Annotated in this window: 23 protein-coding genes and 1 tRNA gene; 12 read left to right on the plus strand and 12 right to left on the minus strand. The window is 65.4% G+C overall.

All coding sequences use genetic code 11. From position 1 onward, the window contains the following. Positions 1-10 precede the first annotated feature (10 nt). On the minus strand, positions 11-757 hold the full coding sequence (gene hutC / locus ACSQ23_RS13220; RefSeq protein WP_436090895.1) for a histidine utilization repressor: 747 nt from the start codon (positions 755-757) through the stop codon (positions 11-13). A gap of 48 nt (positions 758-805) precedes the next feature. Beyond that, positions 806-2,152 carry a formimidoylglutamate deiminase gene (locus ACSQ23_RS13225; protein ID WP_436090896.1) on the minus strand — a complete coding sequence of 449 codons (1,347 nt, stop codon included), beginning with the start codon at positions 2,150-2,152 and terminating at the stop codon, positions 806-808. 93 nt (positions 2,153-2,245) lie between these two features. On the opposite strand from ACSQ23_RS13225, the gene hutI reads away from it, so the two are divergent. From hutI to ACSQ23_RS13265, 8 genes are read left to right on the plus strand one after another with little or no spacing between them, the layout of a single operon-like run. After that, positions 2,246-3,475, plus strand: coding sequence for an imidazolonepropionase (gene hutI / locus ACSQ23_RS13230; protein WP_436090897.1), 1,230 nt, complete (start codon positions 2,246-2,248; stop codon positions 3,473-3,475). Continuing rightward, positions 3,472-5,007 carry a histidine ammonia-lyase gene (gene hutH, locus ACSQ23_RS13235; RefSeq protein ID WP_436090898.1) on the plus strand — a complete coding sequence of 512 codons (1,536 nt, stop codon included), beginning with the start codon at positions 3,472-3,474 and terminating at the stop codon, positions 5,005-5,007. Before hutI ends, hutH begins: the two co-directional genes overlap by 4 nt. Next, on the plus strand, positions 5,007-5,816 hold the full coding sequence (gene hutG, locus ACSQ23_RS13240) for an N-formylglutamate deformylase (RefSeq protein ID WP_436090899.1): 810 nt from the start codon (positions 5,007-5,009) through the stop codon (positions 5,814-5,816). The genes hutH and hutG overlap by 1 nt, the downstream gene beginning before the upstream one ends. Beyond that, complete coding sequence (gene hutU / locus ACSQ23_RS13245) at positions 5,813-7,483, plus strand: urocanate hydratase (protein ID WP_436090900.1); 1,671 nt, start codon at positions 5,813-5,815, stop codon at positions 7,481-7,483. Before hutG ends, hutU begins: the two co-directional genes overlap by 4 nt. A 7-nt stretch (positions 7,484-7,490) precedes the next feature. Beyond that, entirely contained in the window at positions 7,491-8,111 is a 621-nt protein-coding gene (locus tag ACSQ23_RS13250) for a HutD/Ves family protein (RefSeq protein ID WP_436090901.1), read from the plus strand. Positions 8,112-8,142: 31 nt separating this feature from the next. Beyond that, on the plus strand, positions 8,143-8,448 hold the full coding sequence (locus tag ACSQ23_RS13255; RefSeq protein WP_055878698.1) for an ETC complex I subunit: 306 nt from the start codon (positions 8,143-8,145) through the stop codon (positions 8,446-8,448). 12 nt (positions 8,449-8,460) lie between these two features. Then, on the plus strand, positions 8,461-9,399 hold the full coding sequence (locus ACSQ23_RS13260) for a TraB/GumN family protein (RefSeq protein ID WP_436090902.1): 939 nt from the start codon (positions 8,461-8,463) through the stop codon (positions 9,397-9,399). A 4-nt stretch (positions 9,400-9,403) separates the two neighbouring features. Next, positions 9,404-10,147 (plus strand): sulfite exporter TauE/SafE family protein, encoded by a 744-nt coding sequence (locus ACSQ23_RS13265; RefSeq protein WP_436090903.1) that lies wholly within the window; start codon positions 9,404-9,406, stop codon positions 10,145-10,147. Positions 10,148-10,300: 153 nt separating this feature from the next. Here ACSQ23_RS13265 and ACSQ23_RS13270 read toward each other — a convergent pair whose 3' ends face one another. The 9 genes from ACSQ23_RS13270 to ACSQ23_RS13310 all read right to left on the minus strand — a co-directional run bounded on the left by ACSQ23_RS13270 (position 10,301) and on the right by ACSQ23_RS13310 (position 20,200). Next, positions 10,301-11,452, minus strand: coding sequence for a Gfo/Idh/MocA family protein (locus ACSQ23_RS13270; protein WP_436090904.1), 1,152 nt, complete (start codon positions 11,450-11,452; stop codon positions 10,301-10,303). A gap of 171 nt (positions 11,453-11,623) precedes the next feature. Next, complete coding sequence (locus ACSQ23_RS13275) at positions 11,624-12,679, minus strand: sugar phosphate isomerase/epimerase family protein (RefSeq protein ID WP_436090905.1); 1,056 nt, start codon at positions 12,677-12,679, stop codon at positions 11,624-11,626. Positions 12,680-13,000: 321 nt separating this feature from the next. Beyond that, positions 13,001-14,143: a Gfo/Idh/MocA family protein gene (locus tag ACSQ23_RS13280; protein ID WP_436090906.1), complete on the minus strand. Its 1,143-nt coding sequence runs from the start codon at positions 14,141-14,143 to the stop codon at positions 13,001-13,003. A gap of 4 nt (positions 14,144-14,147) precedes the next feature. Next, positions 14,148-14,891, minus strand: a complete 744-nt coding sequence (locus ACSQ23_RS13285) for a sugar phosphate isomerase/epimerase family protein (RefSeq protein ID WP_436090907.1) — start codon at positions 14,889-14,891, stop codon at positions 14,148-14,150. A gap of 13 nt (positions 14,892-14,904) precedes the next feature. Continuing rightward, positions 14,905-15,660, minus strand: coding sequence for a sugar phosphate isomerase/epimerase family protein (locus ACSQ23_RS13290; protein WP_436091039.1), 756 nt, complete (start codon positions 15,658-15,660; stop codon positions 14,905-14,907). Positions 15,661-15,889: 229 nt separating this feature from the next. Next, positions 15,890-16,966, minus strand: a complete 1,077-nt coding sequence (locus ACSQ23_RS13295) for an ABC transporter ATP-binding protein (protein ID WP_436090908.1) — start codon at positions 16,964-16,966, stop codon at positions 15,890-15,892. A 6-nt stretch (positions 16,967-16,972) separates the two neighbouring features. After that, on the minus strand, positions 16,973-17,893 hold the full coding sequence (locus ACSQ23_RS13300; protein WP_436090909.1) for a carbohydrate ABC transporter permease: 921 nt from the start codon (positions 17,891-17,893) through the stop codon (positions 16,973-16,975). After that, the gene (locus tag ACSQ23_RS13305) at positions 17,893-18,849 is read right to left on the minus strand and encodes a carbohydrate ABC transporter permease (RefSeq protein WP_436090910.1); all 957 of its coding nucleotides are present in this window, start codon (positions 18,847-18,849) and stop codon (positions 17,893-17,895) included. Before ACSQ23_RS13305 ends, ACSQ23_RS13300 begins: the two co-directional genes overlap by 1 nt. A gap of 112 nt (positions 18,850-18,961) precedes the next feature. Beyond that, the gene (locus tag ACSQ23_RS13310; protein WP_055878729.1) at positions 18,962-20,200 is read right to left on the minus strand and encodes an ABC transporter substrate-binding protein; all 1,239 of its coding nucleotides are present in this window, start codon (positions 20,198-20,200) and stop codon (positions 18,962-18,964) included. 237 nt (positions 20,201-20,437) lie between these two features. Between ACSQ23_RS13310 and ACSQ23_RS13315 the strand changes: the two genes are divergently transcribed. The 3 genes from ACSQ23_RS13315 to ACSQ23_RS13325 all read left to right on the plus strand — a co-directional run bounded on the left by ACSQ23_RS13315 (position 20,438) and on the right by ACSQ23_RS13325 (position 23,513). Further along, positions 20,438-21,466 carry a LacI family DNA-binding transcriptional regulator gene (locus ACSQ23_RS13315; RefSeq protein WP_436090911.1) on the plus strand — a complete coding sequence of 343 codons (1,029 nt, stop codon included), beginning with the start codon at positions 20,438-20,440 and terminating at the stop codon, positions 21,464-21,466. A 113-nt stretch (positions 21,467-21,579) separates the two neighbouring features. After that, a complete protein-coding gene (locus tag ACSQ23_RS13320; protein ID WP_436090912.1) occupies positions 21,580-23,049 on the plus strand; it encodes an ArnT family glycosyltransferase in 1,470 nt (489 codons plus the stop codon). 218 nt (positions 23,050-23,267) lie between these two features. Continuing rightward, entirely contained in the window at positions 23,268-23,513 is a 246-nt protein-coding gene (locus ACSQ23_RS13325) for a hypothetical protein (RefSeq protein ID WP_055878738.1), read from the plus strand. 1,237 nt (positions 23,514-24,750) lie between these two features. On the opposite strand, the gene ACSQ23_RS13330 is transcribed toward ACSQ23_RS13325, so the two are convergent. Beyond that, a tRNA-Arg gene (locus ACSQ23_RS13330) sits at positions 24,751-24,826 on the minus strand. Between the two features lie 201 nt (positions 24,827-25,027). Between ACSQ23_RS13330 and ACSQ23_RS13335 the strand changes: the two genes are divergently transcribed. Continuing rightward, a complete protein-coding gene (locus ACSQ23_RS13335; protein ID WP_436090913.1) occupies positions 25,028-25,816 on the plus strand; it encodes a YdcF family protein in 789 nt (262 codons plus the stop codon). The last annotated feature ends 101 nt before the right edge of the window (positions 25,817-25,917 follow it).

Genomic DNA, 25,917 nt, shown 5'->3' on the forward strand with positions numbered 1-25,917 from the left:
TGACGCGCGGTCACGACGACGGGGTGAAGGTGGCGACGAGGGCGTGGCGATCCCCCGGATAGGTCAACCGCACCTGAGTGACGGCAGCGCCGGCGCTCCAGGTCCGCCGCTCGATAACGAGGCAAGCCGTCCCCTGCTCGATCCCCAGTTGCTCGGCGGTCGTGGCGTCCGCTGCTGCCGCATGAATGCGGTGTTCTGCCGAGCTCCAGGGCACCTGGCTCAGCAGCCATTGTCCCGGCGGGACCTTGGTGAAATCCGCCTGGTCCGCGCCCTCGACGCTGGCAAGGTTGATCAGCCGCTGTTCGAGGCAGAACGGCTTACCGCCTGCCAGGTGGACGCAGGTGATATCGAGGATCGCCGTACCAATGGGCACATCGAGCAGCAGCCGATCGGCGCCCTGGGCTTTCCGCTTCGCCACCCGCGGAACATTGAATGCGTAGGGGAGCTTGAGCGATTCCACTTCCTTGCGGATGTCGCTGATCTCGAGCACCGCGGACTGGGTGTGCGGCTGGCTGACGAAGCTGCCGCTCTTTTTCACCCGCTCGATCAGCCCGGCCCGCGCCAGTTGGGTCAGGACCTTGTTCACGGTCATCCGCGAGCAGCCATACTCGCGAGCGAGATCCACCTCGAACGGGATGCGGTGGCCGATGGGCCATTCCCCCGAAACGATCTTGCCTTCAATGTCATTGAGGATGCGCTGGTGGAGCGTGCCGGCTTCGGTGTCACGCTCGGCAGTCACTAGTGTGCTCACGCTCATCCAATCCCGTGCTTCAAACCAAAGCTAACCGATGTTCCGCCGATGGGGTCAAGCCCCAAGCAGGCGGTGCATGGTCGACTCGAACCGCCGCCGAATGGCGCCGGACTTAACATGTTTGCCATCGACCACGCGCTTCCTGCCGCCAACCCAGACATCCGCCACCGAGACGCCGGAGGCGAACACAAACGCGTCCAGCTGATCGGCCGGCGGCAGGTAAGGCGCACCGGCGGCCGAGAATGACACCAGGTCGGCGGGGTTGCCGACTGCAATCCCCGACTGCACCCCGAGGGCCTGCGCACCCCCCTTCGCCGCCAGGTTGAGGAGCTCCGCGGCGGCCGACTGTCCGGCCCGCGCGATGACGTTTCGGCTCTGCTGCGCCAGGCGCTGGCTGTACTCCAGCTGCCTCAGCTCACCGGCGAGCGAGATCTGGACGTTGGAATCCGAGCCCACGCCCAGGCGGCCGCCCTGCGCGACGAATGTGGCGCCGGCAAATATGCCGTCGCCAAGGTTGGCTTCGGTAATCGGGCAGAGACCCGCCACAGCCTTGGTGGCAGCGATGCCGGCCACCTCATCGGCGGTGAGGTGGGTGGCATGGATCAGGCACCAGCGCTGATCGACCGGCGCGCCGGCAAGCAGCAGCTCAACGGCGCGCGCGCCGGTGGCCGCAACGCAATCCTCGACTTCCAGCAATTGCTCGGCGACGTGGATGTGCACGGGCCGTCCTTCGGCGAGCGGCAGGATCTCGCGGATCTCCTCGATGGTCGCGGCCCTCAGGCTGTGCGGGGCGATGCCCACCACCGCGCCCTCCAGCGCGCGGACCGCGCGCCGCGAAGCGGTCACCAGTTCGGCAAAGCGAGCCGTGTCGTTGATGAAGCGCCGCTGCCCCTCGATCGGCGGTTTCGGCCCGAAGCCTGAGTGCGCGTAGAACACCGGTAGTAGGGTCAGGCCGATGCCCGCCTCGGCACTGGCGGCCGCGATGCGTTCCGCCATCTCCGCGATGTTGCCATAGGGGCGGCCATCGACGTCGTGATGCAGGTAGTGAAACTCGCCGACCCGCGAGAAGCCCGCCTCGAGCATTTCGACATAGAGCTGCGCCGCCACCGCCTCGACGTCGTCGGGGGTCATCGACAGGGCGAAGCGATACATCTGGGTCCGCCAGCTCCAGAAGCTGTCCTCACCAGGCCCACGCCTCTCGGTCAGCCCCGCCATGGCGCGCTGGAAAGCGTGGCTGTGGAGGTTGGGGACCGCCGGCGCCAACAGCGCATGGCGCTCGTCTGCGACAGCCGACGCACTCCCCTCTGCCACCGAGGTGATCAGCCCGTTCTCGATCCCGATGCTGACATCGCGGGCGAGACCGGTGGGAAGCAAGGCGGCGGCGGCGAACAGCTTGGTCATCGAGCGATCCTGACGGGACAAACGGAAAAACTCTCTTGTCATCAACCCTATTATGTCTATACATCTTTTAGAACGATTGAAAGCGGACATGCAATGCCGACACCAATCCCCAGCCTCGACGCGGACGTGAAACTATGGCGGAACGCCCGCCTCGTGACGATGGCCACCCCCTCGGTCGAGCCGATTGAAAACGGTGTCGTCGTCACCTCCGGCGAACGCATCGTTTTCGCCGGCGCCGCGTCGGAGGCGCCCGATATCGGCGGCGCGCAGCAGATCGACCTCGGCGGCCGGCTGGTGACCCCGGCGCTGATCGATTGCCACACCCACATCGTGCATGGCGGCAACCGCGCCCGTGAGTTCGAAATGCGGCTCGAAGGCGCCAGCTATGTCGAGATTGCCAAAGCGGGGGGCGGCATCGTCTCGACCGTTCGGGCCACCCGAGCGCTGTCGGTCGAGGAACTTGTCGAGCAGGCCCTGCCGCGCCTCGACACGCTGATGGCCGAAGGCCTCGCGACCATCGAGATCAAGTCGGGCTACGGCCTCAGCATCGAGGCTGAGCTGAACATGCTGCGCGCCGCCCGCGAGCTCGGCAACCGGCGCGCGGTGCGCGTCGTCACCTCGTATCTGGGCGCCCATGCGACGCCCGAGGAGTACAAGGGACGCAACGGAGCCTATCTCGACGAGGTGGTGCTGCCCGGCCTGAAAGCGGCGCATGCAGACGGGCTGGTCGACGCCGTCGACGGCTTTTGCGAGGGCATCGCCTTCTCGCCCGAGGAAATCACCCGGGTTTTCGACCTGGCGAGGGAGCTCGGGCTGCCAGTGAAACTCCACGCTGAGCAGCTAAGCCATCTCGGCGGCACGCTGCTCGCCACCCGTTACGGCGCGCTGTCGGCCGATCATCTCGAATACATCGACGATGCGGACGCCGCGGCAATGGCCGCCGCAGGCACCGTGGCCGTGCTGTTGCCGGGGGCCTTCTACGCCATCCGGGAGACGCACAAGCCCGATATCGCCGCGCTGCGCCGGCATGGCGTAGCGATCGCGGTCGCCACCGACTGCAACCCCGGTACCTCGCCGCTCACCTCGCTGCTGCTGGGCATGAACATGGCCGCCACCCTGTTCGGGCTGACGGTCACCGAATGCATGGCCGGAACGACGCGCATAGCGGCGCAGGCGCTGGGGCTGCTTGAGCAGACCGGCACGCTCGAGGCCGGCAAGTCCGCAGACTTCGCGGTCTGGAACTGCGCCTCGGTGGCCGAACTCACCTACCGCATCGGCTTCAACCCGCTGCATCGCCGCATCTTCAAGGGCAAGGCAACATGACTATCACGCTCACACCGGGGAGCGTCTCGCTCGAGACGCTGTCCGAGATTTTCTGGAACGGCACTCCTGCGGTGCTCGATCCGGGATTCGACGCCGCGGTCGACCGCGCCGCGGCCCGCATTGCCCAGATCGCCGCCGGCAACGCCCCGGTTTATGGCGTCAATACCGGCTTCGGCAAACTGGCCTCGATCAAGATCGAGGCGGCCGATCTCGCCACGCTGCAGCGCAACCTCATCCTGTCGCATTGTTGCGGTGTCGGCGCGCCGCTGCCCGAGAACATCGTGCGGCTGATCATGTCGCTGAAGCTGGTGTCGCTGGGGCGCGGTGCATCCGGCGTGCGGATCGAACTCATCCGGTTGATCGAAGCCATGCTGGCGCGTGGCGTCATCCCGCTGATCCCGGAAAAGGGGTCGGTCGGCGCCTCCGGAGACCTGGCGCCGCTGGCGCATATGACGGCGGTGATGATCGGCGAGGGCGAGGCGTTCTATCGCGGCGAACGCCTTGGTGGCCGCGAGGCGCTTGAGCGGGCCGGGCTTACCCCGGTAGTGCTCGCCGCCAAGGAGGGCCTGGCGCTGATCAACGGCACGCAGACCTCGACGGCGCTGGCACTTGCCGGGTTGTTCCGCGCGCATCGCGCCGCCCAGGCGGCGTTGATCACCGGCGCCATGTCGACCGACGCCGCGATGGGCTCTTCCGCGCCCTTCCATCCCGATATCCATACCCTCAGGGGGCACCAGGGCCAGATCGATGCGGCAGCGGCGCTCCGCACGCTGCTCGCCGGCTCAGCCATTCGCGAGAGCCATGTCGAAGGTGACGAACGGGTCCAGGATCCCTACTGCATTCGCTGCCAGCCGCAGGTCGATGGCGCCTGCCTCGACCTGCTCCGCAACGCGGGGCAGACGCTTGAGATCGAGGCCAACGCCGTCACCGACAACCCCCTGGTGTTGTCCGATGGCAGCGTGGTGTCGGGCGGCAATTTCCACGCCGAGCCGGTGGCCTTCGCGGCCGATCAGATCGCCATCGCGGTGTGTGAGATCGGCGCCATTGCGCAGCGGCGCATCGCCTTGCTGGTCGATCCCGCCCTCTCCTACGGCTTGCCGGCGTTCCTCGCCAAGAAGCCGGGGCTCAATTCCGGGTTGATGATTGCCGAGGTGACCTCGGCGGCGCTGATGAGCGAGAACAAGCAGATGGCCCATCCGGCCTCGGTCGACTCCACCCCCACCTCGGCCAACCAGGAAGACCATGTCTCGATGGCCTGCCACGGGGCGCGCCGGTTGCTGCAGATGACCGAGAACCTGTTCGGCATTATCGGCATCGAGGCGCTGACGGCGACGCAGGGTGTCGATTGCCGGGCGCCGCTGCAAACCGGCACCGAGCTGATCAAGGCCCGCTCGGCGCTTCGCGCTGTCGTCCCCGAACTCGAGGAAGACCGCTACATGGCGCCCGACATCGCAGCCGCGGTGACGCTGGTCGCCAATGGTGGCCTCGCCAGCGCCATCGGACCTGGCATCCTGCCGGGGCTGGCGCACTGATGGAGATCTTCGAGCTCCACCAGGGCACCTCGCCCGTCATCCTGGCGTTCCCGCATACCGGGACTTATGTGCCGCCTCAGATCCAGGATCGGCTGAACGACAACGGCAAAATCCTCGCGGACACGGATTGGCACATCCACCAACTCTATCGCGGCCTGCTGCCGGGCGCCTCGACCATCCGCGCCACCCACCACCGTTATGTCATCGATGTGGGTCGCGATCCCACCGGCGTCAGCCTTTATCCGGGCCAGAACACCACTGGCCTCGTCCCCGAAACCGACTTCGACGGGGTGCCGATCTGGGCCGAGGGCGGCTTCGCCGACGCTGCCGAGATTGAGCGGCGGCTGGCGGAGTTTCACGCCCCCTACCACGCCGCGCTGGCCGCCGAAGTCGAGCGGGTCCACGCGGCGCACGGCGTCGCCATCCTGTTCGATTGCCATTCGATCCGCTCCAACATCCCGTTCCTGTTTCAGGGCACGCTGCCGGATTTCAACGTCGGCACGGCTGACGGAAAGTCCTGTGCACCCGCCGTCGAAGCCGCCGTCTACGACGTCGCGCGGGCGGCCGAGGGCTACAGCTCGGTGCTCAACGGCCGCTTCAAGGGCGGCTGGACAACGCGCCACTACAGCAACCAGGCCGGCGGCGTGCAGACGATCCAGCTCGAACTGGCGCAGGCGTCGCACCTCGTCGCGGAAGCGCCGCCCTTTGCACTCGACCCCGTCAAATCAGAACGCCTGCGCGCCCATTTGGGCGAAATGCTGAAGCGCCTCGAGGCGCTGGCCCCCTCTCTCGCGGAAGCAAAGCCATGACCGATCCCCGCCACAACATTCGAGAAGTCCGTGCCCCTCGCGGCACCCAGTTGCGGGCCAAGAGCTGGCTCACCGAAGCGCCGCTCCGCATGCTGATGAACAACCTCGATCCCGATGTCGCCGAGAACCCCAACGAACTGGTGGTCTATGGCGGCATCGGCCGGGCGGCCCGTACCTGGCAGGATTTCGACCGCATCGTCGCGGCGCTGGAAAAGCTCGAGGCCGACCAGACCCTGCTGGTCCAGTCGGGCAAGCCGGTCGGGGTGTTCCGCACCCACTCGGATGCACCGCGCGTGCTGATCGCCAACTCTAACCTCGTGCCGCATTGGGCGACCTGGGATCACTTCAACGAGCTCGATAAGAAGGGCCTGGCCATGTACGGCCAGATGACGGCGGGCTCGTGGATCTATATCGGCACCCAGGGCATCGTGCAGGGCACCTACGAGACGTTCGTCGAAGCCGGCCGCCAGCACTATGACGGCAACCTCAGGGGCAAGTGGATCCTCACCGCAGGCCTTGGCGGGATGGGTGGAGCGCAGCCCCTCGCCGCCGTCATGGCCGGCGCCTCCTGTCTCGCCGTCGAGTGCAACCCGGACTCGATCGATTTCCGCCTCCGCACCCGCTATCTCGACGAGAAGGCGACAACGCTGGACGAGGCGCTCGAGATGATCGCGCGCTGGACCGAAGCCGGCGAGGCGAAATCGGTGGGCCTGCTCGGGAACGCCGCCGAAATCCTGCCGGAGATGGTGCGCCGCGGCATTCGCCCCGACCTCGTCACCGACCAGACGTCGGCGCATGACCCGATCAACGGCTACCTGCCCAAGGGCTGGAGCATGGCCGAATGGCGGGAGAAGCGCGAGAGCGCCCCGAAGACGGTCGAAAAAGCGGCGCGCGCCTCGATGCGCGAACATGTCGAGGCCATGCTGGCCTTCTGGGATCGCGGCATCCCGACACTCGACTATGGCAACAATATCCGCCAGGTCGCCAAGGACGAAGGACTTGAGAATGCCTTCGCCTTCCCGGGCTTCGTGCCGGCCTATATCCGCCCGCTGTTCTGCCGCGGCATCGGCCCGTTCCGCTGGGCGGCGCTCTCGGGCGATCCCGAGGATATTTACAAGACCGACGCCAAGGTCCGCGAGCTGACGCCGGGCAATACGCACCTCCACAACTGGCTGGACATGGCGCGGGAGCGCATCGCCTTCCAGGGCCTGCCGGCGCGCATCTGCTGGGTCGGCCTCGGCGACCGTCACCGCCTGGGGCTGGCCTTCAACGAAATGGTCCGCAGCGGCGAACTGAAGGCGCCAGTGGTCATCGGCCGCGACCACCTCGATTCGGGCTCCGTGGCCTCGCCGAACCGCGAGACCGAGGCGATGCAGGACGGCTCCGACGCGGTTTCCGACTGGCCGCTGCTGAACGCGCTGCTCAACACGGCGTCGGGCGCAACCTGGGTCTCGCTCCACCATGGCGGCGGCGTCGGCATGGGCTTTTCGCAGCATGCCGGCATGGTAATCTGTGCCGACGGCACCGACGATGCGGCCCGCCGGCTGGAACGCGTGCTGTGGAACGATCCGGCGACCGGCGTGATGCGGCACGCCGATGCCGGTTACGAAATCGCCCTCGATGTCGCACGCGAGAAGGGGCTCGACCTCCCCGGCATCCTTGGCTGAGGACGCTATGCGGCTCACGCGGTTCGAGGACCTGGCGGTCGTCCCCTGGCGAAACGGCGGCGGCGTTACCCGCGAGGTTGCCGCCCGCCGCGACGCCGGCGCCGGGTCCGACTTCCTGTGGCGCCTCAGCATCGCCACGGTCAATGCCGACGGCCCGTTCTCGAGCTTTGTCGGGACCGACCGGACGATTGCCGTTCTGGCCGGACGCGGTATCGCGCTGCGACTGCCCGATCGGACGGTCCCCGTGACCGACGACAGTGAACCGTTCTCGTTCGGCGGCGAAGCGCCAGTGCATGCCAGCGTCATGGACGGCGAGACGACCGACCTCAATGCGATGACGCGGCGTGGGTGGTTCACGCATAGGATGCGCCGATTGCACCAGGATGGCACCTTCTCCATCGAAGGGGTGGCCGCCGAAACGGTGGTGGTGTTTGGCGGCAGGACGGTTGTCGAAGGGCTGGGCGGGCCTCTTGCAGCCGACCGGTTCGATGCACTCGTGGGCATCGCGCCTGGACAGCGCATCACCGTCCGCCCGGAGCCCGGCGCCCCGACTTACCTGATCGAGTTCTTCCGATCCCGAGGGGAACAGAAGGACTCGAAAGAGCGCCCAGAAACCCCTATGAGTTAGTCCAATTCGGACAACAGGACTCGAAGTAACGATGACGGCACGAATTTACCGGCCTGCGCCCAATGCCATGCAGTCCGGCCGGGGCAAGTCCAAGGAATGGATCCTGGTGCATGAGCCGGCCGCCCCGCGCGAAATCGAGCCCCTGATGGGCTACACCTCGAGTACCGATACGCGGGCGCAGATTCGCCTCACCTTCGACACCCTCGAAGAAGCTGAGGCCTATGCGCACAAGAACGGCATTGCCTACCAGGTGCTGCCCGACCACAAGCCGACGGTGAAGCGCACCACCTACTCGGACAATTTCCGCTCCGATCGCAAAACGCCCTGGACCCATTAAGGGCCCGCGGCGATGAGGGCATTCCTCCGCCGCACCCTGTTGCTGCTGTCGTTGCTGGCCGGGCTCGCTCCCGCCGCAACGCTGGCGGCCCCTGCCCTGTGGCGGGTCAGCGATGCCGACAGCTCCGTCTGGCTGTTCGGCTCCATCCACATTCTCGACAAGGACCGGGACTGGCGGACGCCGCGCTTCGACGCAGCGCTCGCCGAGGCCGAGCACGTCTATTTCGAGATGGTGCTGGACGTGGACGCCTACGCCACGTTTACCCGACTATCGATGCTCTATGGCATGAACCGGGACGGGCGGCAGCTCAGCGACTACCTGACCGGCGAACAGCAGGACACGCTGCAGGCCTTCCTCGATGAGCACGGCTTGCTGCGCGACCTGATCGAGCCGATGCGGCCATGGATGGCGGACCTGACGCTGATGAGCATGAGCCTTTCGGCAGGCGGTGGTGGCGAAAGCGCGATGACGCAGCAGGCCGGCGTCGAGCTGGTGCTGCTCGACGAGATTGTCGAGGACCGGCGGCGCGAGCTGGAAACAGCGGAAACGCAGTTCCGGCTGTTCGCAGGACTGCCCGATGCCGAACAGGTCAGCTCGCTGATGCGCACCATTGCGGCGACCGACAGCCCCGACCAGGGCCTGGGCGCCTTGGCCGACCTGTGGCACGCCGGCGACGTCGAAGCGCTGGCGCGCACGATGAATGCGGCGCTCGGGCCGGTCGACTCGCCGACCTATCGGCGCATGCTGGGCGATCGTAACCGCCGCTGGACCACCGAGATCGCTGAGATGCTGGCGAACAACGAGGACGCCATGATCGTGGTCGGCGCGGGACACCTCGCCGGCCCGGTCGGCGTGCCAACACTGCTCGGCGAAGCAGGATTCAAGGTCGAGCGGATGGATCGTTCGGTGGCGCCCGCCAGCGCGACCGGCCGGCCGAACAGGCGCCGGTAGCACGATGGACCAGATGCTGGTGTTGATCGCCGTCGGCGCGGCTTTGGCCGGGTTTGCGCAGGGCGTTTCCGGCTTTGCCTTCGCGCTGGTGGCGCTGTCGGTGTGGGCATGGGGCGTCGATCCCCGGCTGGCGGTGGTGCTGTCGGTGTTCGGTTCGCTGGTCGGGCAACTGGTGACGCTGCCCTTCGTGTGGCGCGGCTTCAGCGCGAAGGCGGCGCTGCCGTTCATCATCGGCGGACTGATCGGCGTGCCGATCGGTGCGCAGTTGGTAGGTGCGGCCGACCCAAATCTGTTCAAGTTCGGACTAGGGCTGTTCCTTGTCGCCTATTGCCCACTGATGCTGCTGCTGCGGCCCGACCTCCGGTTCAGTTGGGGCGGAGGGGTGGCCGACACGGCAATCGGCTGGATCGGCGGAGTGCTCGGCGGCATGGCGGCAATCTCGGGTCCGGTACCGACGCTGTGGACGACACTGCGCGGCTGGAGCAAGGACGAGCAGCGCGGCGTGCTGCAAGGCTTCAACATCGCCATGCACACGGCAACGCTGACGGTCTACCTCCTCGCGGGGACGCTCGAGATCGAGATGCTCGGGGCGCTGGCGCTGACCGGGGTAGTGCTGGTGCCGTTCGCCATCCTCGGCGTGCTGGTGTTCAAGCGGCTGACGACAGTGGGGTTTCGGCGCGTGGTGCTGGTCGGGCTGACCGCGTCAGGTCTGGTGCTGATCTGGGGGGCGGTGGTGGCTTGGGTTTGAAGTGACGCTCTGCCCTGGCAGCTGTCGCCTCCCTCCCCCTTGAGGGTGAGGGATTGAGGGAGGGGGTGGTGCAGTCAGCACCGAGCGTCCCTCACCACCCCCACCCCCAACCCCTCCCCTCAAGGGGGAGGGGAGCGGAAAGATCCAGGCGAACTAGACCTCGCTGAGCTTGGTCCACTTGCCGTCGGCCTTCGACGAGGCGACGGAGGCCATGATGAACTCCATGCCTTCGACGCCATCGGCGAGGCTGGGGAGCAGCCCGGCGACGTCCTTGCCTTCGCCGCGGATCACCTGGGCGAACTGGCTGTAGAGCGTGGCGAAAGCCTCGAGGTAGCCCTCGGGATGACCGCCCGGGATGCGGACGTTCATCGCGGCAGCGGGCGGAGCGGAGATGGCGCCGCCGCGGGTCAGCAACTGCTTGGGTTTGCCGAACTCGGTGAACCACATGTAGTTCGGGTTATCCTGCCGCCACTCGAGGCCGGCCTTTTCGCCATAAACGCGCAGCTGCAGGCCGTTCTCCGAGCCCACGGCGACCTGGCTGGCCCACAGCATGCCCTTCGCGCCGCCCTGGAACCTGAGCTTGATCTGCACGTCGTCATCGAGCTTACGCCCCTTGACGAAGCTGGTGAGCTCGGCGCTGACCGCCTCGGTCTTCAGCCCGGTGACGAACCGCGCCAGGTTGTAGGCGTGGGTGCCGATATCGCCGATGGCGCCGCCGGCGCCGGAGCGCTTCGGATCGGTACGCCAGCTCGCCTGCTTGTTGCCCGGGTCGGCAGCATTGGTCAGCCAGTCCTGCGGGTATTCCACCTGCACGACGCGGATCTTGCCCAGGGCGCCCGACTTCACCAGTTCACGCGCCTGTCGCACCAGCGGATAGCCGGTGTAGTTGTGGGTGAGGAGGAACTTGGCGCCCTTCTTGGGCTTGATCGCGGCGAGGGCCCGCGCGTCGTCCAGCGTCGAGGTCAGCGGCTTGTCGCAGATGACGTGGATGCCGGCCTCGAGGAAGGCCTTGGCTGGGCCGAAATGCGCGTGGTTGGGCGTAACGATGGAGACCGCCTGGATACCGTCCTTGCGGGCGGATTCCCTGGCGGCCATTTCCTCGTACGAGGTGTAGATGCGGTCCTCGGCGAAGCCGAGGTTCTTGCCGCTCTCGAGCGCCGTTGCCGCGTTGGACGACAGGGCGCCGGCGACCAGTTCATAATCGCCGTCGATGCGGGCGGCGACACGGTGGACGTAGCCGATGAAAGCACCGGTGCCGCCACCGACCATGCCCAGGCGAATGCGCGGAGCGCCGTTCTCTGCCATTTTCTTACTCCCTCAGTTTCATTGACGGGATGTCACCCCACCCACCGCGTCACCCCGGCGAAGGCCGGGGCCCCATCCCGAGCTGCTTCAGCTCACCGTGGAGGGTGAGATATCTCAGGATGGATCCCGGTCTGCGCCGGGATGACACCGCTTGTGGGGTTACCCCAGTGCTTAGCTCAGACCGAGAATCTTGCGGTTGGCCGCCTTGTCGGTACCCGACGCGGCGAAGTCGTCGAAGGCCTTCTCGGTGACATTGATGATGTGGCTCTGGATGAACGGCGCACCTTCGGCAGCGCCCTGCTCCGCCGACTTGATGGCGCATTCCCACTCGAGCACCGCCCAGCCGTCGAAACCGTAGGCGCTGAGCTTCGAGAAAATACCGGCGAAATCCACCTGGCCATCGCCGAGCGAGCGGAAGCGGCCGGCGCGGTTCACCCAGGACTGGAAGCCGCCATAGACGCCCTGCCGGCCGGTCGGGTTGAACTCGGCGTCCTTGACATGGAACATCCGGATCCGCTCGTGGTAGAAATCGATGTATTGCAGGTAGTCGAGCTGCTGCAGCACGAAGTGGCTGGGATCATAGAGCAGGTTAGCCCGCGGGTGGTTGTTCACGCGCTCGAGGAACATCTCGTAGGTGGCGCCGTCGAACAGGTCTTCGCTCGGATGGATCTCGTAGCAGACGTCGACGCCGTGCCTGTCGAACTCGTCGAGGATCGGGGTCCAGCGGCGGGCCAACTCATCGAAGGCCTCTTCGACCAGCCCGGCCGGACGTTGCGGGAACGGATAGAGATAGGGCCAGGCGAGCGCACCGGAGAAGGTGGCGTGCGCCTTGAGACCGAGATTCTTCGACGCCGCGGCACAGGCCTTGAGGTGCCTTACCGCCCATTCCTGGCGTGCCTTGGGGTTGCCGCGCACTTCCGGGATGGCGAAGCCGTCGGACAGCGTGTCATAGGCCGGGTGCACGGCGACGAGCTGGCCGATGATGTGGCTCGCGAGCTCGGCGATCTCGAGCCCATGGCTCTGCACGGTGCCCTTCACCTCGTCGGCATAGGTCTTGGAGGTCGCGGCCTTCTCGACGTCGACGAAATGCGTCAGCCAGGTCGGGATCTGCACGCCCTTGTAGCCGAGGTCGGCTGCCCAGGCGCAGATGTGGTCGAGCGTGTCGAACGGGGCCTTGTCGCCCGCGAACTGGGCGAGGAAAATCGCCGGCCCTTTAATGGTGCGCATCAGAATACCTCCCTTGGACGGCGCGGTTCCGCCGCCACTACGTGCACGTACCTCAAGTCAGTCCGACACCCTGCCCGCCGATAGCTTCGAGAGATGAATTGAGCCGGGCCGCCGCTGACATGTCGGCAGCTACCTTCATGCTCGGCTCGGAACTGTCAAGGTGACGCGCGGCGGGAAATGACCGTCGCGCTACTCTGCCTTCACCGGCGTCGCCGGATCGCCGTCCACGGCGGCAGCGAGCATCGGCGGCAGCTTGTCGGTGATCGCCCAAAAGAGGGCCCGGGTAATGCCCGGGCCCTTCGAGTGTTCGGTGCAAACGGCTCAGCGCAGCAGGGCGCGGGCTTCTTCGATGCCGAGGGCGGCGGGGCGCTCGCAGGTGGTCTGCAGCGTGATCACCTGGCCGGTTTCGCCGGCGCGGAGGATCGAGGTCATGACGTCGACGGCATGCAGCGCCACATCGAGGTCGCAGCGCGCCTTCTTGCCGGTCTCGATCGAGTCCATCATGTCGCTGAGGCCAGCATTGCGGTAGTTGGCGCGCGGGTTGGGCTTGTCGAGATCCTGGTTGGCCTTGCCGAACGGGTGATCCCAAGGGGTCACCTTCTCCTTGGTGCCGGCGCGATCGGTGATGGTCACGTCGCCGTTGAAGAAGTTCGGATCGGGCACATAGACCGAACCTTCGGTGCCGTAGAGCTCGATATTGTGGTGGCCGTGGCTGGAAACGTCCCAGCTGGCGCCCAGGGTGATGATGGCGCCCGAGTGGAACTCGAGGATGGCGTGGATCGTGGTCGGGGTGCCGACCTTGATGAACGTGCCCTTGAACGGCGAGCCCTCGGTGGTCACCTCACGCTCGGCCCGGGCCGAGCCGGTGAACGCGGTGACGCGCTTGATCGGACCGACGAGGCTGATCAGGTCGGTGATGTAGTAAGGGCCGAGATCGAGTATCGGCCCCCCGCCGGGCTGGAAGAAGAAATCCGGGTTGGGATGCCAGTGCTCCATGCCGCGGCTCAGCACGTGCATGGTGCCCGAGGCGATCTTGCCGAGCTTGCCCGAGTCGATGATCGAGCGGGCCTGCTGATGCGCGCCGCCGAGGAAGGTATCGGGCGCGGAGCCGACCTTGAGCTTGTGCTCCTCGGCCAGCGCCTTCAGCTGGATGCCCTCTTCGACGCTGAGGACGAACGGCTTCTCGGAATAGGCATGCTTGCCGGCCGAGAGGATGTCCTTCGAAATCGAGAAGTGGGTCGAGGGGATCGTGAGGTTCACGATCACGTCGATCTCGGAGTTCTTCAGCAGCTCATCGGGGGTCTGCGCCGCGACATTGTACTCCCGTGCCCGCTTCTGTGCGGCCTCGGGAAGGATGTCGGCGATGGCGCGGACTTCGAGGTTCCTGAACAGCGGCGCGAGGCGCAGGTAGGCGGCCGAGATGTTGCCGGCGCCCATGATGCCGACGCCATAGGTCTTTGCCATGATCTTAGGCTCCGAGAGTCTTGATGAAGGCGATCGAGCGCGAAGCGAAGCGGTCGATGTCATTCGGGTTATCGTGCTCGGCGACGAAGTACTGCGCCTTTGTCTCAGTGCGGATGATCGGCCACAGCGTCTTCCACGGCACGACGCCCTGACCGGCATCGGCCCAGCCATCTTCATCGGCGTTCTGGCCGGCTGGCGCGATATCCTTTACGTGCACGGCGACGATGCGATCGCCGAACTTGGGCAGCCAGGTCGCGGGGTCGGCCTTGCCGCGGACGATCCAGGCGACGTCGGCCTCGACGTTCACGGCCGGAGCGGCTTCGAGCAGCCAATCCATGGCGTATTTGCCGTCATACGAGATGAACTCGAATTCGTGGTTGTGGTAGCCGAAGGTGAGGCCGGCATCCTGGAAGGGCTTGCCGATCTTCTGCAGCCGATCGCCGAACTTCTTCCAGCCATCAGCCGAGGTGGGCCGATCGGTGGGGGCGAGCCAGGGGCAGACGACGACCTTGATGCCGAGCGTCTCGGCGAGCTTCAGGGTCTTCGAAGTATCCTCGAGGTCGCCGAGGCTCACATGTGCGGTCGGCATGGTGAGGCCGTTGGCGTCGAGCTGCGCCTTCAGCGCCTGGGGGTCGGTGTAGAGCGAACCATAACCCTCGACATGGGTGTAGCCGAGCGCGGCGACCTTCTTGAGCACGTCCGCGAGCGGGTAATTGCGGGCGCTGAACAGCTGAAAACCGATATCCATTATGTGGCCTCTTTCACTTCCAGGCGGTGACGGCGGCGATCGAACGGGATGCGAAGCGGTCGACGTCGGCGGGGTTGTCGTGTTCCATCACCCAATAACGGGCGTTGGTGTGGGCTTTGACGGCGTCCGAGAGCGCCTGCCAGTCGAGCGTGCCGTGGCCGACATCGGCCCAGCCGTCTTCGTTGGCATTCTCTCCGGCGGGAGCGATGTCCTTGACGTGGACGGCGTTGATGCGGCGACCATGCTTCTTGATCCACTCGATCGGATCCTGGCCGCCCTTCACCACCCAGGCGACATCCATTTCCCAATCATTGTTGGGCGCGGTGTCGAGGATGAGGTCCATCGGCAGCTTGCCGGTGGCGGTGGGGCGGAACTCGAAATCGTGGTTGTGCCAACCGAACCCGAAGCCGCGCCGGCGGAACGCCTCGCCGAGCTTGGCGAGGGTCTCGCCCAGCTCAATCCACTTGCTGTCGCCCTGCCCTGCCTCGCGCTCTTCCTTGGGAATCGCCGGGCAATAGAGGAACCTCATGCCGAGCGTTTCGGCGGTCCTCAGCGCAGCCTCGGTATCCTTGAGCTGGGCGAGGCCGAAATGGCCGGTCGGCATGGTGAGGCCGTGCTGCTTCAGCGAGGCGGCGAGGCTCTCGGCCTCGGCATAGAGCCCGCCAAAACCCTCGACCTGCTTGTAGCCGAGTTTGGCGAGACGCCCGAGCACGCTGTCCAGCGGCGGGAAATTCCGCGCGCTGTAGAGCTGAAAAGAAAAGTCCAACAGATGTCTCCTCCACTCGTGCACTTCTCCGTTTCGCTGAAACGGTGAGATGCACTCGATCCTCGGTTTGTCGCGCTTTCGAACCCGGAAAAGTCTGCAACTCTTCCTGAAAGCGCTCCGTAAAGCCACCGCCCCGGTCGTTGCCGGGGCGGCGCAGTGCTGATTTATCGCGGTTCGTAGCAGCCCGTTCGGCGGGCCGCTACGCGTCCGGTAAGCTCAATGAGCCGAAAGGTCAGATGCGGTTGCCGCTCGCTGCGTTGAAGACGGAACCACGACCCGGATCGAAACCGATCAGGACCTTCTGGCCCGGCTCGAGATGCACTTCGGCGGCAGCGCGGAAAGTGATCGACTGGCCGGCGATCTTGGTCCAGGCGACGGTATCGGCGCCCATCGGCTCGACGATCTCGATCTCCGATTCCATCTGCACCGGCATTTTCCGCGCTTCCTCGCCGACAGCGATATGCTCGGGCCGAATGCCGAGGATCGATGCGCCATTGGTCTGGTTGGCGAACTGGTAGTTGCCAAGCGGGATGTTGGCCTGGCCATCGACGCTGAGCGTAGTGCCACTGAGATCGCCCTTGATGAAATTCATCGAGGGCGAGCCGATGAAGCCGGCGACGAACAGGTTGACCGGCTTGTTGTAGATGGTGTGCGGGTCGGCCAGTTGCTGGATCACGCCATTCTTCATGATGGCGATGCGGTCGGCCAGGGTCATCGCCTCGATCTGGTCGTGCGTGACGTAGATCATGGTATTCTTGAGCCGGGCGTGCAGCCGCTTGATCTCGATGCGCAGGTCGTTGCGGAGCTTGGCATCGAGGTTGGAAAGCGGCTCGTCGAACAGGAACACATCGACATCACGCACCAGGGCGCGGCCGATGGCGACACGCTGGCGCTGGCCGCCGGAGAGCTCGACGGGCTTACGCTGCAAGAGCGGCTCGATCTGCAGGATTTCCGAGGCGCGCTTGACGCGGGCATCGACCTCGGCCTTCGGCATGCGGGCAACGCGCAGGCCGAACGACAGGTTCTTCTCCACCGTCATCTGCGGGTAGAGCGCATAGGACTGGAACACCATGCCGATGCCGCGGTCCTTGGGCTCGTCCCAGGTGACGTTCTTGCCGGAAATGAAGATCTGCCCGTCGGAAACGTCGAGCAGGCCCGCAATGCAGTTCAGCAGCGTGGACTTGCCGCAGCCCGAAGGCCCGAGCAGCACGATGAACTCGCCCTGTGCGACCTCGAGGTCGAGAGACTCGAGGACCTTCACATTGCCGAAGTTGAGGCTGAGATCCTTGATGGAAACGCTAGTCGTCATTGAGGATTACCCCTTCACCGCACCGGCGGCGATGCCGCGGACGAACCATTTACCCGAGATGAAATAGACCACCAGCGGAACCGCTGCCGTGAGGATGGTTGCAGCCATGTTCACGTTGTATTCGCGGGTACCGGTCGTGGTGGTGACGATGTTGTTGAGCTGCACCGTCATCGGCATGTTCTCGCGGCCGGCGAAGACCGTGCCGAACAGGAAGTCGTTCCAGATGCCGGTAACCTGCAGGATGATGGCGACGATGGTGATCGGCACCGACATCGGCAGCATGATGCGGAAGAAGATGCCCCAGAACCCTGCCCCGTCAACACGGCCGGCCTTGAACAGCTCGATCGGCAGCGAGGCAAAGAAGTTGCGGTAGAGCAGCGTCAGGATCGGCATGCCGAAGATGGTATGGACGACCACGATGCCCGGGAGCGTCGCGAACAGCCCGACCTTCGAGAGCCCGATGATCAGCGGATAGATCACCACCTGAAACGGCACGAAGGCGCCGAAGATCAGGATGCCGAACAGCAGCTCGGAACCCTTGTACTTCCAGAAGCTCAGGGCGTAGCCGTTGATCATGGCGATGACGATAGAGACCGGCACGGAGAGCGCAGTGATCTTCACCGAGTTCCAGAAGCCAGGCTTCAGACCGTTGCAATCGCGGCCGGTACAGGCGGTGTCCCACGCTTTGAGCCACGGGTCGAAGGTGAGGAGCGCCGGCCAGTTGAACAGGTGCCCTTCGCGGATTTCCGGCATCGTCTTCAGCGACGTCACGATCATCACCCAAAGCGGCATCAGGAAGAAGACAGCCGAGATGATGAGGAAGGCGTAGACGCCGATCCGTCCGATGGTGACGGTCTTGGGCTTGGGGCCGCGCGGTCCGGAGAGCGTGCCGGCAGAAAGGCCCGGTGAGGTGGCTTCAGTGGTCATTATGCCCTGCCCGCCTTGCGATTTGCGTTCCAGCGCAGCAGGTACTGCACGGCGATGAGAAGCATGACCGGCAACAGCATCATGGTCGCGGCGGCCATACCCTGGCCGACGTTCACGCGGTCGGTGATGTGCTGGATGACGTAGACGGCGGGCATCTGGGTCGAAACGCCCGGTCCGCCCTGGGTCATGGCGATGACGATGTCGAAGACGCGCACGATGCCGGTCATCTGCAGGATGAAGGCGGTCGCTACGGCGCCTTTCATCATCGGCAACACGATGAACAGGTAGGTCTTCCAGGTTGGGATACCATCAACCTTGGCGGCCTTCCAGATCTCGGAGTCGACGCCGCGGAGGCCCGCCAGCAGAATGGCCATGGTCACCCCGACGCCGTTCCACAACCCGCCGAGCACGAGGCCGTAGAGCGCAGTCTCCTGCTTCACCAGCGGCGCGAACTCAAAGTTCGTCCAGCCAAGCTGGCGTACGGCGGACTGGATGCCGAGATTGGGGTCGAACATCCACTGCCAGACGAGGCCGGTAACGACCAGCGACATGGCGAACGGATAGAGGAAAATCGAGCGGAACAGATCTTCCTGCTTGATGCGCTGATCCATGAAAACCGCGAGCAGGTAGCCGAACACCATGCTGACGCCGATCGACAACACGCCGAACACGGCGAGGTTGCGGACCGAGATGTTCCACCGATCGTTCGCCCACAGCCGCTCATACTGAGCCAGGCCAATGAAGTTGAAGTTCGGGAACAGCTTGGAATTGGTGAACGACCAAATGATCGAAAAGATGATGCAGATCACGAACACCCCGACCGCCGTGACGATCATCGGCGTGGTGCCCAGCACTGACTGAATGTTGAATTTCCGGCGCGTGCGCGGTTTGCGCTCCGCTGCTGTGCCGGCAAAACCAGGCGCCGCTCGCTCGCCCGGTTCGGCGATCTGGGTCATGGTTCACTCCCCGCGTTGTTGAAACAACCGGCACCGGATCCCTGCCCACCCGGATACGCCGAAAAAGAGCCGGGCGGTGCTTTTGGCACCGCCCGGACATCATAGCACCAGATCAGTCGGCGTTCTGGAGGATCGTCACGTACTGCTCGGCGGCTGCCGCGGCAGTCATCGTGTCGTCAGCCCAGAACTGGGCGACGAGGTCGTTCATCTGACCGGTGGTGTCGTTCGACTGCCAGCGGCCGGCATCCACGGCGATGTTCGCCGGGTCCTTGATGATCTCGAGGCCGCGCTTCATGCAGTCGTCAGCGAGCGACATATCGACGTCGTCACGGATCGGCATGGAGCCCTTGGCGTTGTTGAACAGCGCCTGGACCTGCGGGTTGACCATCATGGAAGCCATCTTCAGCTGAGCCGCTTCGACAGCCGGATCCGACTGCTTGGGGAACAGGAAGATGTCGCCGCCGGTGGAGACGGTCGGGTGATCGATCGGCAGAGCCAGACAAGCGTAATCGACGCCAGCCTTCTCACCGGCGACGCCGAACTCGCCACGGGCCCAGTCACCCATGATCTGCAGAGCCGCCTGGTCGGTCACGACAAGGTTGGTCGTGTCGTTCCAGTTGCGGTTCGCCGAACCGGCATCGGAGAACTGCTTGAACTGACGGAACTTCTCGAACACCGCCGGCATCTCTGCCTTGGCCAGCTCGAGGTCCTTGTCCTTCAGGATCTTTTCGCGCTTCTCGAGGCCGAGCAGCGAGGTCTGGATCACGCCGAAGGCGCCGTTGATCTGCCAGCTTTCGCCGCCGATGGCGAACGGGATAATGCCGGCTTCCTGAAGCTTCGGAGCTTCCGCGAGGAAGTCGTCAAAGCTGGTCGGGAGCGGCACGCCGGCCTTCTCGAATGCCGGGACCGAAGCCCAGGCCCAGTTCCACGAGTGGATGTTGACCGGCACGCACCACCAGTGACCATCGACAAGGCAAGCCTCGGAGATGGACGCCGGACGGATGAAGCCAGCCCAGTTCTCTTTCGTCGCCAGATCGGTGAGATCGAGCAGCATGTTGCCGGCGATCAGTTCTTCGTACTGACGGCCGGGGTTGAACTGCGCCGCGCCCGGAGGATCGCCACCGAGAATGCGCTGCAGCGTGGCCGAACGGGCATTTTCGCCGCCGGCGATAGCAGTATCGACCCACTTGTCGCCGCCCAGGGCGTCGAACTCACGGGCGAATACCGACACGGCGGCCTGTTCGCCACCCGACGTCCACCAGTGAATGACTTCAACGTCCGCGGCGCGCACCGAGGTGCTGCCAAGCAGGGCGGCAGCCACCAGGGCCACCACCGACACGACTGACTTCATAATGTAGTCCTCCCAACGTTCACCCAGGAGCAAAACGCCCCTCGCGAAATTTGCGCCAGCCGCGCAGGGGCCCCTCTTGTTGGGAAAGCTCCGGTGCTGGCTGCGTGTAATCGATTACACAACCCCTTGCAGGAGGTCAATGCAATCGATTGCAGGAGTTTCAGACATTCCTTGCGCGGCTGTCAAGGTCGATCTAGACAGAGCGGGCGAGCAGCGATGAGGGAGCGCTGCGAACTCATGGTCCTGGCAAGAAAAACAACGACGATTCAGGACGTTGCCCGTCACGCAAGTGTGTCCGCGGCGACAGTCAGCCGTGTGCTCAGTTCGCCCGAAAGGGTGACGGAGACAACGCGCGAGCGGGTTTATGCTGCGGTGCGCGACACCGGCTACACCATCAATCAGGCGGCCCGATCGCTGCGGCTCAAGGCAGCGCGGACGATTCTGATGGCGGCGCCCAACATCGGCAACCCGTTCTACTCGACCATCGTCGACGCGGTGATCCGCGAGGCGGCCGAACGCGGCTACAGCGTGCTGGTGGCGAGCCGGATCGGCGACGACCCGAACCGCTGGCTCAGCGACTACCTGCTCTCCAACCGCGCCGACGGGCTGTTGCTGTTCGACGGCTCGCTCGACACCAACCGGCTGCATGGCTTGCGCGACGATGGCGTCGCCCTGCCGCTGGTGGCCGCCTATGACGAGATCCCTGACGCCAAGATCCACTCGGTGATCACCGACAACCGGCTGGCGGCCAAGCGGGCGATCAAGCACCTGGTGGAGCTCGGGCACACCGAGATCGGCCACATCATCGGACCATCGCGCAATCAGTCGACCAACGAGCGCTTCATCGGCTTTGCCGAGGCGATGCAGGAGGCCGGGCTGGCGGTGCGCGAGGAATGGCTGTTCCCCGGCACCTACAACATGGAGTCGGGTACCGCCGCAGCCGAGCACCTGCTCGCCAGCGGCAAACTGCCGACGGCGGTATTCTCGGGCAATGACGAGATGGCGATCGGCCTGATCCACCGGCTGCGGCTCGAGGGGCTCGACTGCCCGCGCGACATCTCGGTGGTCGGCTTCGACGATATCGCCGTGGCGCGCTTCTTCGATCCGCCGCTGACCACCATGCGGCAGCCGCGCGAGGAGATCGGCCGGATGGCCACCCGCTCGTTGATCGACATCATCGAAGGTATCGCCCCCGAGGACGAGCCCATCCACGTGGTGCTCAACTCCGACCTGGTCATACGCGAGAGCACGCGCCGCGCCGGCTAAGACGCTTGCGGCCCGGGGCACGAGGTGCAAATGATGCGCCGTTGCCGGGGGGCACGGGACGCATCGTGGACTGGGGGGTAGCCAAAGCCGGCGGGTCGGCCGTTGAGCTGCGCATGGCGCGGCGCGACCTTGTATTGCCGCGCCTGGCGGTGGCGTATTTCCTCGTCCTCAAGCTCGTCTACGCGCTGTTCGTGCCGCCAAACATCGACGAGGCCTACTACTGGCTGTGGGGGGCGCACCTGCAATGGTCGTATCTCGACCATGCGCCGCTGGTCGGATGGGCCGGCGGAGCAGCGGCGTTGCTGCTGGGCTGGACCCCGATCGCGGTGCACCTGCCGGCGCTGCTGAGTTTTGGCGTGCTGGTCTACGGCCTCGCCCGCAGCGCCGAGTGGCTGGCGCCCGAGGATCCGGAGCGGCACTTCTGGGTCGGGCTGGCGCTGTTCTGTGCCTCGCCGCTGCTCAATGCTCTGACGACGCTCAACTATCCCGACCACGCACTGATCTGCTTTTCGGCGCTGTCGATGCTGCAGCTGGGTAAGTATCTGGGTGCGCTGCGCAATGGTGGCGAGGGCCGGCTGCGCGACCTCTACCTCGGCGCCCTGTTCATGGGACTAGCCGGACTCAGCAAATACAATGCGGTGTTCATCGCCCTGGGGCTGCTGGTGGTGATCGTCGGCCAGGCGGAATTTCGCCGCCTGCTCCGCTCGCCGCACCTCTATCTGGCGGGGCTGCTGACGGTGACGATCACCCTGCCGGTGGCGTGGTGGAACGCCCAGCACCATTTCGCCAGCGTCGGTTTCCACACTGCCGGGCGGTTCAATGCCAGCGGCAGCCATTTCGCGCTCGACGGCGTGACCTCGGTGCTCACAGCGTCGCTGTTCTACGTCTCGCCATTCCTCGCCTGGGGCTTGTTCCGCTTCCTGTTCGGTCGCGTGCTTGCCGGGCCGCAGGGCGCCTACCAGTTGCTGGGGCGGTGGACCGCCCTGCTCTCGAGTGTCGGCATGCTGGCGCTCGCCAGCTGGAGCGCCGCGGCAAACCAGGTGAAGCCGCACTGGCTGGTGCTGAGCTTTCTGCCGTTCGTCATCGTCGCGCCGCTGTTCGTGCGCTCGCGCTGGGCGATCCGACTGCACCTCGCCTGGGGCATGCTGCTGATGAGCCTGGCGACGCTCTATTATCTGGCGGCGCCACTGCCCACCCAATTGCTCGGCGTCCGGGACCGCGAGGCGGTGGAGACGTTCGGGCAGGAGCAGCTGGCAGCCGCGGCCAAGGCCGCCGCAGCGCTGCACGGCGCCTCGCTGATCGCCTCCACCACCTACGGCAACACCGCCAAGCTGGCCTTTGGGTTGGGCAGCGACGGCAACGTGATCGACCTCAGCGGCCAGCCGGGGCAGTTCCGCCTCTGGCGACAAGAGCTGCCGGATACGGGCAAGAACGTGATCATCGTCGCGCCGGCCGGCGCGCCGCCGAGCGGCTTCGCCGATCGCTTCGACAGCGTCGAGGACCTCGGGCCGGTTGACGCCGAGCGCTTCGGCCACCGGCTGACCACCTACCAGCTGCTGCTGGGGCGGGGCCTCAGACCCTGACGCAGGGCGACAGAACAGCTGCATCACGCCAGCACAACACCACTGGAGCTAACCTCATTGCTGCCGCCGTTCGCGGCTAGGCTAGGTCTTTGATTTGTCGCGCTTCCGAGGTGGAAAAGTCCGCAATCCCCGCCTTCGTGGGGACTGGCTTTTTCCTGAGGCGTTCCAGGCAACCGCGAGCCGTATTCGGACGTTCAGGGCCGATCGGAGTGCAGTTCATGACGACGGTGAGAATTCTGGTGCGGCACGACGGAGCCGGCTGGCGAATCGCCAGCCCCGGCCGCGACCTCGACACGGCCTCGGGTCCGCGCCCCTACACGCAACGCGATGAGGCCATCTCGGACGCGCTGTTCGCAGCCCGGATGCTGCGGGCATTGGGCGAGACGGCGTCGGTCTATGTGGAAAACAGCGACGGGCTGCGACTTGTCGCCGAGGAGGACGTACAGGTCTGGCGCAAGCATTAGTTTTGGTCTTGTGGCGTTTTCGAACGTCCTGAAGGCGCTGCAGGGCCAAACAGGGGGAACCGGATGCCGTCCGACAAAGAGCAGCATCCGGCCCACCCGATAGCGAGTGTGGACGCAGTGTCGGGCATGGCAATTAGCTGCCATGCCCGACACTGCCACAATCCCGACTAAGGTCGGTATGTCGCTGGTTGTGCAGGGAAAATGCTCTTGCACCTGCACCGGTGGTGGGTTGCGACCGGCGCCGGCAGTCAGGGAGCGCCGAGAAAGAACGATGGCGGCGTCGGCAGGCAGGTCGGCCGGCTCGTCGCGGCCCACGCACCAACTCTCGAGGCGAAGAGGCTTACAGCGCCCATTGACTGGGACGCACCATCAACCCCGCCTACCCCTTGCGAAGTTGATTGACGTGGCACTCGACACCCGCAGCGATCGCACATCGTGGCTGCAGGATCGGGGCCCCGCGGTCTATGACCATCGAGCGGGGCTCGGTTCGTGAACGATCAGCGTAGCTCCCGGGGCGATACGCGCCCCTGCCCTACGCGCGGCGATCTCACAAGCGCTGGCGCACATGCCTTCGACAACGAAGCTTCGCCCAAGCCCCTTGTGCTTGTCGACGTGCCGCTCCCAGACCTGGACAATGCCGCCGAGCCCGGTCAGCACGCACACCGACTGCTCACATGCCGGGGGCCAATACCGAGCGTCGCCAATCATTTGGCGCACGCTAACCTCTCCGGCGCTGGTAAGACTCGAAACAGCCCAGATGATCAGCAGCCAGAGCATCCCAGACAGCACGAAGGCGCCCAGCCAGTACCAGGCACGCCCAAGGACCAACCTGCCTGAACCCCTTGCACCCTCGGCAGCCATCGTGCCCTCCATTTCGACCGGCAAAGTATCTATGATACGGACTAAGGTCGCCAGTGACAGAAAAGCCCAAATCTTCGCAAAATAAAAGCCATCTTTTCGACTCCCACGAGTCGATCGCCAAACCGACATCGATTCAAACCCTTAGTGATGGGCGCGGGGTCGGGGCTGAGAGATTGGCCGCATGGTCCGTGTTGGTTGCCACCCCAAGTAACCTGAGGGGTCACACCACTATACCGGCCGCCGCGGGCGGGCCGGTGGCGTCAGCAACCGCGATGTCAGGATTGGGTGACGCCGGAACAGGCTGAGCTTCACACCAAGCCGCCAGCGGAGAGGAGCTCGCGCGCCTCTGGCGGATGACCAATGCTGGTTGGGCGGGTGGCGACCTCGGCAGGATTCGAACCTGCGACCAACAGCTTAGAAGGCTGCTGCTCTATCCCCTGAGCTACGAGGCCGTGGCGCGGGTGTAGCGCAATCGGACTCGATTGTCAGGCCTTGGGTTTGCCGACTCCCGGCAGCAATGGCAGGGTACGCGGCACACTGGAGCGCTTCATCGCTCGTTGAAGCGATGAAGCGCTCCAAGCGTTTGACTTGTCGCGCTTTCGAACCGGAAAAGTCTGCAACTTTTCCTGAAAACGCTCCGGGAGGACCCTGCCGTGTTCCCCTATCTCACGCGGATTTTCTGGCTCCTGGTGCAGCCGCTTTCGCTGGTTGTGCTGCTCCTGGTGGCCGGGCTGGCGCTGAGCTGGCTCAGGCGGCGGTGGATCTCGCGGATGCTGGTCGGGCTGGCGCTGCTGCTGCTGTTCCTCTGCTCTTTCACCACCTTCGGCTATGTGCTGATCACCCCGCTCGAGCAGCGGTTCGAACGGCCGGCGGAGCCGGCTCGGGTCGACGGCATCGTGGTGCTGGGCGGCGGCATGGATGGCGAGGTGAACTCGGTGCGCGGCGGCTATGAGTTCAACCGCTCCGGCGACCGGTTCGTCGAGGCGCTGCGGCTGGCGCTGCACCACCCGAACGCCAGGATCGTCATCGCCGGCGGGCCGGCGGCTTTGGTGCAGCAGGAGCCGGAAGCGCTGGCGGGCAAGCGCTTCTTCGAGGCGTTCGGGATCGCGCCCGAGCGCATCCTGCTGGATGACCAGTCGCGCAACACCGAGGAGAATGCGCAGTTCGCCAAGCAGTTGGCCAAGGTCAGCGCGGGCGAGACCTGGCTGCTGGTGACCTCGGCCTTCCATATGCCGCGGGCCGTGGGGCTGTTCCGCAAGGCCGATTTCCCTGTCATCCCGTGGCCGGCGGATTACCTGGCGAGCGGCGCCGAAGGGGTGCGGATCAAGCCGGACCAATCGACCGAGAACGTCTCGGTGAGCAGTCTCGCACTGCGCGAATGGGCGGGGCTGCTGGGGTACTACCTGACCGGGCGGATCGACGAGGTGCTGCCGGGGCCGTAAGGGGCGAGGACCACACCGGCTAGAGGTGAGTTGGGTCCCGGCTTTCGCTTATCCGCGCTATGTAGGGGCGTGCCCCACCCACCGGGTCATTCCCGCGAAAG

This window comes from Devosia sp. LjRoot16 (assembly GCF_964252795.1).
Taxonomy (GTDB): Bacteria; Pseudomonadota; Alphaproteobacteria; order Rhizobiales; family Devosiaceae; genus Devosia_A.